The 10600-nt window shown below is 76.2% G+C and carries 12 protein-coding genes; all 12 read right to left on the bottom strand.

The window, feature by feature from the left end; genetic code table 11:
* Positions 1-29 precede the first annotated feature (29 nt).
* Complete coding sequence (locus tag ACI8AR_RS04165; RefSeq protein WP_457049846.1) at positions 30-626, bottom strand: adenine phosphoribosyltransferase; 597 nt, start codon at positions 624-626, stop codon at positions 30-32.
* The gene (gene secF / locus ACI8AR_RS04160; RefSeq protein ID WP_457049845.1) at positions 623-1993 is read right to left on the bottom strand and encodes a protein translocase subunit SecF; all 1371 of its coding nucleotides are present in this window, start codon (positions 1991-1993) and stop codon (positions 623-625) included. Before secF ends, ACI8AR_RS04165 begins: the two co-directional genes overlap by 4 nt.
* Complete coding sequence (gene secD, locus ACI8AR_RS04155) at positions 1990-3693, bottom strand: protein translocase subunit SecD (protein WP_457049844.1); 1704 nt, start codon at positions 3691-3693, stop codon at positions 1990-1992. Before secD ends, secF begins: the two co-directional genes overlap by 4 nt.
* Positions 3694-3703: 10 nt before the next feature.
* Positions 3704-4069 carry a preprotein translocase subunit YajC gene (locus tag ACI8AR_RS04150; protein ID WP_457049843.1) on the bottom strand — a complete coding sequence of 122 codons (366 nt, stop codon included), beginning with the start codon at positions 4067-4069 and terminating at the stop codon, positions 3704-3706.
* 171 nt (positions 4070-4240) lie between these two features.
* The gene (ruvB, locus tag ACI8AR_RS04145; RefSeq protein ID WP_457049842.1) at positions 4241-5365 is read right to left on the bottom strand and encodes a Holliday junction branch migration DNA helicase RuvB; all 1125 of its coding nucleotides are present in this window, start codon (positions 5363-5365) and stop codon (positions 4241-4243) included.
* Positions 5362-6000, bottom strand: coding sequence for a Holliday junction branch migration protein RuvA (ruvA, locus tag ACI8AR_RS04140; protein ID WP_457049841.1), 639 nt, complete (start codon positions 5998-6000; stop codon positions 5362-5364). Before ruvA ends, ruvB begins: the two co-directional genes overlap by 4 nt.
* Positions 5997-6563 carry a crossover junction endodeoxyribonuclease RuvC gene (gene ruvC, locus ACI8AR_RS04135; RefSeq protein ID WP_456926739.1) on the bottom strand — a complete coding sequence of 189 codons (567 nt, stop codon included), beginning with the start codon at positions 6561-6563 and terminating at the stop codon, positions 5997-5999. Before ruvC ends, ruvA begins: the two co-directional genes overlap by 4 nt.
* A 97-nt stretch (positions 6564-6660) precedes the next feature.
* A complete protein-coding gene (locus tag ACI8AR_RS04130; RefSeq protein WP_457049840.1) occupies positions 6661-7530 on the bottom strand; it encodes a L,D-transpeptidase family protein in 870 nt (289 codons plus the stop codon).
* 147 nt (positions 7531-7677) lie between these two features.
* A complete protein-coding gene (locus ACI8AR_RS04125; protein WP_457049839.1) occupies positions 7678-8430 on the bottom strand; it encodes a YebC/PmpR family DNA-binding transcriptional regulator in 753 nt (250 codons plus the stop codon).
* Entirely contained in the window at positions 8427-9095 is a 669-nt protein-coding gene (pdxT, locus tag ACI8AR_RS04120; RefSeq protein WP_457049838.1) for a pyridoxal 5'-phosphate synthase glutaminase subunit PdxT, read from the bottom strand. Before pdxT ends, ACI8AR_RS04125 begins: the two co-directional genes overlap by 4 nt.
* Positions 9092-9991, bottom strand: coding sequence for a pyridoxal 5'-phosphate synthase lyase subunit PdxS (pdxS, locus tag ACI8AR_RS04115; RefSeq protein ID WP_457049837.1), 900 nt, complete (start codon positions 9989-9991; stop codon positions 9092-9094). Before pdxS ends, pdxT begins: the two co-directional genes overlap by 4 nt.
* A 66-nt stretch (positions 9992-10057) precedes the next feature.
* Positions 10058-10597, bottom strand: coding sequence for a hypothetical protein (locus ACI8AR_RS04110; protein ID WP_457049836.1), 540 nt, complete (start codon positions 10595-10597; stop codon positions 10058-10060).
* Between the last annotated feature and the right edge of the window lie 3 nt (positions 10598-10600).

Genomic DNA, 10600 nt, shown 5'->3' with positions numbered 1-10600 from the left:
GCGCGGCCGCGCCGGGCCGGGGCTCCTCCTCAGGTGGTCCAGAGGGTGTGCACGGCGTGCGGGGCGAGCCGCTCGCGGCCGCCCAGGGCGGCGAGCTCGACGACCACCGACACCGCCGTCACCACGCCGCCGAGCTCCTCGACCAGCGCGACGGAGGCCGCCAGCGTGCCGCCGGTGGCGAGCACGTCGTCGACCAGCAGCACCCGCTGCCCGGGGTGCAGCGAGTCGGTGTGCATCTCGACGGTCGCGGTGCCGTACTCGAGCACGTAGTCCGCGGCGATCCGCTCCCGGGGCAGCTTGCCGGCCTTGCGCACCGGCACGACGCCGACGCCGGCGTGCAGCGCGACCGCCGCGGCCAGGAGGAACCCGCGGGCCTCGACGCCGACCACGACGTCGAAGCCCGGGTCGCCGGGGCGGCCGTCGTCGGTGTGCGCGACCGCCGCCGCGCGCGGGTCCGCGAGCACCGGCTCGGCCAGGCCCTCCACCATGCGGCGGAAGGCCGGGCCGTCGGCGAAGACCGGCGTGAGGTCGCGGAACACGACTCCCGGCTCGGGGAAGTCCGGGACGTCGACGGTCAGGGAGGCGATGAGCTCGTCGAGGGGCGGCAGCGCCTCGGCGGTGCTCACCGGCGCTTCTTCGTCCCGCCCGGCCGCTGCGGCCGGACGCCCGGGCGCGGCGCCGCGGTGGCGCCGCGCGGCCGGCCGGCGTCGGGACCGACCGAGGCCGGCGACTCGACGACGACGTCGGCCTCCGCCGGGCCCAGCGCCCCGGCGTCCCGCTCGGCGAGGGCCACCCCGCCCCGGGCGGCGCCGCCGCGGGCCCGGCGGGCGCTGGCGACCGGCCCGGCCGAGGCGCGGGCGCCCTGGCGGGCGGCGGCCGACCGGCGGGCGAGCACCCGCTTGCGCAGCGCGACGACCTCGGGCTCGCGCTCCTTGAGGTCGGCGACGATCGGCGTGGCCAGGAAGATCGACGAGTAGGCGCCCGCGGCGAGACCGACGAACAGCACCAGCGCGAGGTCCTTGAGCGTGCCGACGCCGAGCAGGCCCGCGCCGACGAACAGCAGCCCGGCCACCGGCAGCAGCGCGATCACCGAGGTGTTGATCGAGCGCATGAGGGTCTGGTTGACCGCGAGGTTGGCCGCCTCGCCCCAGGTCATGCGCGCGGTCTGCGCCAGGCCGCGGGTGTTCTCGTCGACCTTGTCGAAGACGACGACGGTGTCGTAGAGGGAGAACCCGAGGATGGTCAGCAGGCCGATGATCGTCGAGGGCGTCACCTCGAAGCCGATCAGCGAGTAGACGCCGGCGGTGACCACGAGGTCGTGCAGCAGCGCGGCGATGGCGCCGACGGCCATCTTCGGCTGGAACCGGACGGCCAGGAACGCGATGACCGCGGCGAGGAACACCGCGAGCGCGATGAGCGCCTGGTCGGTGATGTCCTGGCCCCACTCGGCGCTCACCGACTCGGGGCTGACGGCGCCCGCGTCCACGCCGGCGGCGCCGGCCACCGCCTCGACGACCGCCCGCTCGCCGTCGTTGTCCAGCGCGCCGGTGCGCAGCAGGATCTCGTCGCCGCCGACCACCTGGGCCGAGGCGACGTCGGCGCCGGCGTCGGTGGCGGCCTCGCGCACCTGCTCCAGCTGCTCGGTGCCGCCCGGCACCCGGAAGCTGTTGCCACCGGCGAAGTCGATGCCGAAGTTGAAGCCGCGGAACACCATCGAGGCGATGCAGACCAGCACGATCACCGCGGTGACCTTGTAGATCAGCCGGCTGCGGCCCACGACGTCGAGGCCGGCCTCGCCGTTGTAGAGCCGGTGCGCCAGGGAGGCCCGGTGCTCGGGACGGCGGGTCGCGCTGCCCTCCGCGGGCAGGCCGGCGTCGGCGAGCGCGGCGTCGTCGGCCGCCGCGGCGGCGTCCTCGGCGGCCGACGCGTCGGCCGCGCGGGCCTCGTCGGCCTCGGTGCCCACCGGCACCGGGGTGTCCTGCTCGCGGCTCATGCCCTGCTCCTGTCCTGCGACGCACGGGTGCCCGCCGCGGCGCCGACCAGCTCGCGCTCGGCGCGGACGGACGGGGCCGCCGAGCGCAGCGACCGGTCGACCTGGCCGAGGCCGGAGAACCGGCTCGACCCGAACGACCGGAACCGGGCGAGCACGGCCATCAGCGGGTGGGTGAAGAGGAAGACGACGACCAGGTCCAGGACCGTGGACAGGCCGAGGGTGAACGCGAAGCCCTTCACGTCGCCGATGGCCAGCCAGTAGAGGATCGCCGCGGCGAGGAAGCTGACCGCGTCGGCCGAGAGGATCGTGCGGCGGGCGCGGACCCAGGCGCGCGGCACCGCCGAGCGCAGCGTCCGGCCCTCGCGGATCTCGTCCTTGAGCCGTTCGAAGTAGACGACGAACGAGTCAGCGGTGATGCCGATGGCCACGATGAACCCGGCGATGCCGGCGAGGCTCAGCGTGAAGCCGATCTCGCGGCCGAGCAGCACCAGGCTCGCGTAGACGACGACCGCCGACAGGATGAGGCTGGCGATCATCACCAGGCCGAGCAGCCGGTAGTAGACCAGCGCGTAGACGAACACCAGCGCGATGCCGATGGCGCCGGCGATCAGGCCCGCCTGCAGCTGCTCGGCGCCGAGCTCGGTGGAGATCGACTGGGCGGTGGCCTGGGTGAAGGTCAGCGGCAGCGCGCCGTAGCGCAGCTGGTTGGCCAGCTCCTCGGCGCTCTGCTGGTCGAACGAGCCGGTGATCGTCGTCTGGCCGTTGATCGCGCCCTGGATGGTGGGCGCGGACACGACCCGGCCGTCGAGGGTGAAGGCGACGTTGGTGCCGACGTTGGCGGCGGTGTACTCCGCCCAGGTGGCGCGGCCCTCGGAGTTGAAGTCCAGCAGCACGACCCACTCGCCGGTGGTCTGCTGCGTGCCGGCGCTGGCGTCGGCGATCTCGGTGCCCTCGATGACCGTGGGGCCGAGCAGGTACTTCTGGGTGCCGTCCTCGCTGCAGGCCGCGACGTAGTCGTCCGGGCGGGCGACCTCGCTGGTGGTGTCCTCGGGGGCGCAGGTCAGCGTCGCGTACCGCGCCGCGGCCTCCTCCTGGGTCACCGCCGGGCGGTCCTGGTCGAGCGCGGGGTCGCTCACCGCGCCGTCGCTCGGGGTCGCGGAGTCCGTCGTCGCGGCGTCGGTCGGGGTGGCCGCGTCGGTCGGCGCCGCGCTGTCGGTGGGGGCCGCGCTGTCCGTGGGGGCCGCGCTGTCCGTCGGCGTCGCGCCGTCGGTGGGCGCGGCGGAGTCGCTCGGCGTGGCGGAGTCGGTGCTCTCGGCGGGGGCGGCCGCCTCGGGGCCGGTCACCACCGGGCGGAACCGCAGCTGGGCGGTCTGGCCCAGCTCGCGGGCCTGCTCGCCGTCGTCGCCGGGCACCGAGATGACGATGTTCGCGTCGCCCTCGGTGACCACCTCGGCCTCGGCGACGCCGAGGCCGTTGACCCGCTGCTCGATGATCTGGCGGGCGAGCTCGAGGTCCTCGGGCGCGGGCGCCTGCCCGTCGGGCGTGCGCGCGGTCAGCGTGACCGTGGTCCCGCCGCGCAGGTCCAGGCCGAGCTGGGGGGTGCGGTCGGAGCCGGTGAGGAAGATCAGGCCGTACATGACGGCCACGATCAGGACCAGCGCGCCGAAGTAGCGGCGCGCCGGCAGGGCGCGGTTGGCCACGGGTCCTCCGTCAGAGGGTCTTGCCGGTGGGACCGTCGCCCGGCCGGTCGTCCCGGGGCGTGGTCTCGTCCGGGGCGGGCTCGACCACGGTCTCCCCGGTCGCCACCGGGCCGGGCACCTCGCCGGCCACCGGGCGGACCTGGAGGACCGCCTGCCGGGCGTAGGTCACGACGACGCCCGGGGCGATCTGGACCTGGATGGTGGCCGGGTCGGCGAGACCGGCCACCGTGCCGTACACGCCGCCGGCCATGGTGACCGGCACGCCGATCGCCAGCGCCGACTGCGTCTGGTTCTGCTGGCGCTTGCGGGCCCGCGCGGGGAGCACGACCAGCGCCACGAACGCCAGCACGAGCAGGAGCAGGGGGAACAGTTCCACGACGGGAGTGCCTCTCTACCGCGCGGCTGCGCGCGGTCGGTGCGGCCCGGGTCGGGACCGCTCGGGTACGTCGGTCGTGGCGCGCGGGGCACCGTCCGCGCCGACACGGGATCGCACGGCCGGGACCGGTCGGCCCGGGGAGGGCCGAGTTGCGCGCCAGCGCCGATGAGTCTAGGCGTCGAACAGGGGTTCCGACGACGCGCCCGGGTCACGCGGGACGGCTGTGACACCCCCGAGGGGGATGCCGCCGCGCGGCACCGGGTGGCCGAGGTGCCGCCAGGCCGCCTCGGTGGCCACCCGCCCGCGGGGGGTGCGGGCGAGCAGGCCGGCGCGCACGAGGAACGGCTCGCACACCTCCTCGACGGTGCTCGGCTCCTCCCCCACCGCGACCGCCAGCGTGGACACGCCGACCGGCCCGCCGGAGAAGCGCACGACCAGCGCCTCGAGCACCGCCCGGTCCAGCCGGTCCAGCCCCAGGTCGTCGACGTCGTAGAGCGCCAGCGCGGCCTGCGCGACGGCGCGGGTGACCCGGCCGTCGGCCTCGACCTCGGCGTAGTCGCGCACCCGGCGCAGCAGCCGGTTGGCGATGCGCGGCGTCCCGCGGGAGCGGCCGGCGATCTCGGCCGAGCCGTCGTCGGTGAGCTCGACGCCGAGCAGCGCGGCGCTGCGGGCGAGGACCTGCTGCAGCTCGGCCGGCTCGTAGAACTCCATCTGCCCGACGAAGCCGAACCGGTCGCGCAGCGGCCCGGTCAGCAGTCCCGCGCGGGTGGTGGCGCCGACCAGGGTGAACGGGTTGATCTCCAGCGGGATCGCGGTGGCGCCGGGCCCCTTGCCGACGACGACGTCGACCCGGAAGTCCTCCATCGCCATGTACAGCAGTTCCTCGGCGGGCCGCGCGATGCGGTGGATCTCGTCGATGAACAGCACGTCGCCGGGGCCGAGGTTGGACAGCATCGCGGCGAGGTCGCCGGAGCGCTCGATCGCCGGGCCGCTGGTGATCTTCACCGAGGTGCCGAGCTCCGAGCCGATGATCAGCGCGAGGCTGGTCTTGCCGAGCCCGGGCGGGCCGGACAGCAGCACGTGGTCCGGCGGCCGGCCCCGGCGCTTGGCGCCCTCGAGGACCAGCGCGAGCTGGCGGGCGACCTTCGGCTGGCCGATGAAGTCGTGCAGCGAGTGCGGCCGCAGCGCGGACTCGACCACCCGCTCCTCGTCCCCGGCCTGCGGGGAGACGGCGAAGTCGCGGCTGACCCCGGACTCCACCTCGCCGGTCAGCGACCGGTCGAACGGGGCGCTCACGACCGGCCCAGCAGCTGCAGCGCCTGGCGCAGCAGCAGCGCGACGTCGACCCGGCCGGTGCCGGTGAGCTGCTCGTCGGCGACCGGCGCGAGGGCGGTGAGGGCGGTGTCGGCCTCCTTGGTGGACCAGCCGAGCCCGACCAGCGCCGAGGACAGCTGGTCGCGCCAGGGCGCCACCGGGGTGACCGGCGCGAGACCGGCCGGGGCGGGCCCGTCCAGCTGCGTGTCGGTGGTGGTCGGGCCCAGCCGGTCGCGCAGCTCGAGGATCAGCCGCTCGGCGCCCTTCTTGCCGATGCCGGGCACCTGGGTGAGCGCCTTGACGTCGGCCATGGACACCGCGCGGCGCACCTCGCGCGGCGGGTGGATGGCCAGCACCGCCTGCGCCAGCCGCGGGCCGACGCCGTTGGCGGTCTGCAGCAGCTCGAACAGCTGCCGCTCGTCGTCGTCGGCGAAGCCGTAGAGGGTCAGGGAGTCCTCGCGCACGACCAGGCTGGTCGCCAGGCGGGCGTCCTCCCCGACGGTGAGCCGGGCGATGGTGCCGGGCGTGCACTGCACGGCCAGGCCGATGCCGCCGACCTCGACCACCGCGCCCTCGGGGCCGACCGCGGCGACCCGGCCGCTCACCGAGGCGATCACCGGGACACCCCCTGCCAGCGCGGCAGTGTCCGCTGCACCACCGGCGCGCCGATGCCGCCGGCGATCGCCGCGACCCGCAGCCGGTCCTGGGCCGGGCCGCGCCACACGTGGCAGACCGCCAGCGCCAGCGCGTCGGCGGCGTCGGCCGGCTTGGGGGCCGACGCCAGCCCCAGCACCCGGGTGACCATGAGGGTGACCTGCTCCTTGTCCGCGCGGCCGTTGCCGGAGATGGCCGCCTTGACCTCGCTGGGCGTGTGCCAGGCGACCGGCCGGTCGGCCTGGGCCGCGGCCAGCGCCGCCACCCCGGCCGCCTGCGCGGTGCCGGTGGCGGTGCCCTTGTTGTTCTGGGTGAACACCCGCTCGATGGCCACGACGTCGGGCCGGTGCTCGCGCAGCAGCGCGGTGACCTGGGTGTGCAGCTCCAGCAGCCGCAGCTCCAGGTCCAGGTCCGCGGAGCTGCGGATCACGCCGACGCCCACGGCGGCCGGGCGTGCGCCGGGACGGCCGTCGACCACACCCCAGCCGCACCGGGTCAGCCCCGGGTCGATGCCGAGCACCCGCATGCCCGCTCCCCCTCTCACCGAACGCGTGTTCGACCGCAACCGTAACCGTCCCCGACGACGGCGCCGTCGCGCAACACGCGGCGCGGTGCGCGGGTCGTCAGGCGACGCCGATCGCCACCAGCGGCGCCGCGCCCGGGTCCAGCCACCGCAGCAGCTCCTGCAGCCGACCGCGCTCGATCGCCACGCAGCCCGCGGTCGGGGCGCCGTTGCTGACGTGCAGGAAGAACGCCGACCCCGCGCCCGGCGTCCCCGCGGGGTTGTGGCCGATGACCACGGCGTAGTCGTAGACGGCGCCGGCCGCGAGCAGGTTCTCCCCCGCCGCCTCGTCGAACGGGCAGGTGCCGGGGGCGCACCGGGCGTGCCGGTTGTACAGCGGGCTGGCGACGTCGGAGACCCACCAGTCCTGCTCGTCCACCTGCCGGTAGGCCAGGCCGGTGCCCGGGTCCGCGGCGCGGCCGAACGCCTCGGTCAGCGGGAGGGTGCCGGCCGGGGTGCGGGTGCTGCCCTCGCGCGCGGCGCCGACGCCGGACGCGCCGACCCGGGCCGGCCACGGGCCGAGCACCGCCGTCCAGCCGCCCGGCCCGAGCTCCCAGGCGGTGAGCTGCGCGGTGGTCGCGCCGGAGGAGGCGGCGACGACGGTGACGACCTGGGCCGACCCGCCGGCGTCGACGTCCAGCGGCAGGGCGGCGGGCGCGGGCTCCGGCGTGGGCTCGGCGACAGCGGCGACGGCGGCCACCGCGGCCTCCGGCGCCTCGGACGGCGGCGGCTCCACGCTGGGCCCCGCGGCCGGCGCCGCGGGCACCGGTGCGGCGGTCACCCGGGGCACCAGCCCCACCGGGGCGCGGCGGCCCACCGGGTCACCGTCGGCCGGTGCGGCCTGGACCGCCGGCGGGCGGACCGTCGCCGCGGCGCCGGGGGTGGGCGGCGCGACGACGCCGAGCACGCCGGCGGCCAGCAGCAGGACCACGCCGGCGCGGACGACCCGCGCGCCACCTGCCCACCCGCGTCCACCGGGCGCCGCGGGAGGCGGCGCGTCGCCCCATGCTGGGGCCGGCGGTCCGGATCGGGCCGCCACCGCTGGGGTGTCCGGGACGCGTGGGGCGGCGGTGGCGCCTCAGCCGACCTTCTCGAGCACCTCGTCGGAGACGTCGTAGTTGGCGTACACGTTCTGGACGTCGTCGAGGTCCTCGAGCGCGTCGATGAGGCGGAACACCTTGCCGGCGCCCTCCTCGTCGAGCTCGACGGTGACGCTGGGCACGAACCCGGCCTCGGCGGAGTCGTAGTCGATGCCGGCGTCCTGCAGCGCGGTGCGGACGGCGACCAGGTCACCGGGCTCGGAGACGACCTCGAAGGTGTCGCCGAGGTCGCGGACCTCCTCGGCGCCGGCGTCGAGGACCGCCATGAGCACGGTGTCCTCGTCGACGCCGTCGGCCTTGGGGACGACGACGACGCCCTTGCGGGTGAACAGGTAGGACACCGAGCCGGGGTCGGCCATCGAGCCGCCGTTGCGGGTCATCGCGGTGCGCACCTCGGAGGCGGACCGGTTGCGGTTGTCGGTGAGGCACTCGATGAGCACCGCGACGCCGCCGGAGGCGTAGCCCTCGTAGGTGATCGACTGGTACTCGACGCCGCCGGCCTCGGCGCCCGAGCCGCGCTTGACCGCGCGGTCGATGTTGTCGTTGGGGACCGAGGACTTCTTCGCCTTCTGGATGGCGTCGTAGAGCGTCGGGTTGCCCGCGGGGTCACCGCCGCCGGTGCGCGCCGCGACCTCGATGTTCTTGGTCAGCTTGGCGAACAGCTTGCCGCGCTTGGCGTCGATGGCGGCCTTCTTGTGCTTCGTGGTCGCCCACTTGGAATGGCCGCTCACTGTGCTCCTCCGAGGTCGGGGGCGCCGGCACCGGCGCCGCTGGGGACTGCGACCGCCCCGCCGGCCACGCGCCGCACGATCTCCACGAACAACGCGTGGACCCGGGTGTCCCCGGTCAGCTCGGGGTGGAAGCTGGTGGCCACGACGTCGCCCTGGCGCACCGCGACGATCCTACCGTCGGCCGCTCCGCCCTCGACCCGCCCGAGGACCTGCACCCCCGGCCCGGCCTCCTCGACCCACGGCGCGCGGATGAACACGGCCGACAGCGGGCCGCCGGGCACGCCCTCCACCGCGACGCGGGACTCGAAGGAGTCGGCCTGCCGGCCGAAGGCGTTGCGCCGCACGGTGACGTCGAGGCCGCCGATCGTCTGCTGGCCGGGCGGGGCGTCGAGGAGCCGGTCGGCCAGCAGCACCAGCCCGGCGCAGGTGCCGTACACCGGCAGCCCGCCGCGGACGGCGGCGCGCAGCGGCTCGAGCAGCCCGGTGCGGACGGCGAGGTTCGCCATCGTGGTCGACTCGCCGCCGGGCAGGACCAGCCCGTCGACGGCGGCCAGCTCGGCGGGGCGCCGCACCGGCACCGCGTCCGCGCCGAGCCCGGTCAGGACCGCGAGGTGCTCGCGGACGTCGCCCTGCAGCGCGAGCACCCCGATCCGGGGCGCGCTCACCAGCCGCGCGCGGCGAACCGCTGCGAGTCGGGCAGCGTGTCCACGTCGATCCCGACCATGGCCTCGCCCAGCCCGCGGGAGACCTTGGCGATCACGTCGGGGTCGTCGTGGAACGTCGTCGCCTGGACGATCGCGGCGGCGCGCCGGGCGGGGTCGCCGGACTTGAAGACGCCCGAGCCGACGAACACGCCCTCGGCGCCGAGCTGCATCATCATCGCCGCGTCCGCGGGGGTGGCGATGCCGCCGGCGGTGAACAGCACGACCGGCAGCTTCCCGGTGCGGGCCACCTCGGCCACCAGGTCGTACGGCGCGCGCAGCTCCTTGGCCGCGACGAACAGCTCGGTCCCGTCGAGGGTGCCCAGCCGCCGGATGCCGGCCCGGATCGCCCGCACGTGCCGCGTCGCCTCGACGACGTTGCCCGTGCCGGCCTCGCCCTTCGACCGGATCATGGCCGCGCCCTCGGCGATCCGCCGCAGCGCCTCGCCCAGGTCGGTGGCGCCGCAGACGAACGGCACGGTGAACGCGTGCTTGTCGATGTGGTGCGCCTCGTCGGCCGGGGTGAGCACCTCGGACTCGTCGACGTAGTCGACGCCGAGGCTCTGCAGCACCTGCGCCTCGACGAAGTGCCCGATGCGGGCCTTGGCCATCACGGGGATGGAGACGGCGGAGACGATCCCGTCGATCATGTCGGGGTCGCTCATCCGCGCGATGCCGCCCTGGGCGCGGATGTCGGCGGGCACCCGCTCGAGCGCCATGACGGCGACCGCGCCGGCGTCCTCCGCGATCCTCGCCTGCTCGGGCGTGACGACGTCCATGATGACGCCGCCCTTGAGCTGCTCGGCGAGGCCGCGCTTGACGCGGGAGGTTCCGGTGACGGGGAGGGCGGGGTCGGACACGGCTGCTCCTGGGTGGTGCGGCGGGCAGGCCGCACGACCGCGCGACCCGGCCCAGCGTAGGCGGGTTCAGCCGCGCGGTGTGCCGGCGCCCGTGGGGACCGCGTCCAGGCCGTCCTCGACGTCGAAGAACCGCGGCAGCGGCCGGTCGGCGTGCAGCCGCAGCAGCCGGGGCAGCCGCCGCTGGCGCAGCAGCGCGGTGTCCCGGACGGCGTCGTTGTAGAAGCGCCGGGCCAGGGCCATCCGGGCCTCCGCCTCGGCCAGCCCGGCGAGCAGCTCCGCGGGGACCCTCGGCAGCTCCGCCGGCAGCGCGCGCAGCTCCCTGCCCAGGGCGTTCTCGGCCAGCTCCCGGTCGCCGGCCGGCGTCCGCCGCGCCTCGTAGGCGGCGGCCTTCAGCCGGGTCGCGCGGTCCTCACCGAGCGCGGCGCTGTACCCGGCGGCCAGGTCCTCGGCCAGCGCCGCGCGGGAGCGGAGCCGGTCCTCGAGCACCGTCCGCGCGCGGGCGACCCGGGCCTCCAGCCGCCGCAGCCGGGTGAGCGTCCAGGCGGTCCACGCCAGCACGAGGACGACGACGACCGCGGTGACGAGCAACCAGGCGCCGGGCGTCACACC

The organism is Geodermatophilus sp. SYSU D01036, from assembly GCF_054050435.1.
The sequence above is the reverse complement of the archived record's forward strand: the minus strand, read 5'-3'. Positions and strand labels throughout refer to the sequence as shown.

Coding starts and splice junctions, on each gene's coding strand:
- secF (WP_457049845.1), bottom strand. CDS start 1,993: ATGAGCCGCGAGCAGGACACCCCGGTGCCGGTGGGCACCGAGGCCGAC.
- ruvC (WP_456926739.1), bottom strand. CDS start 6,563: ATGCGGGTGCTCGGCATCGACCCGGGGCTGACCCGGTGCGGCTGGGGT.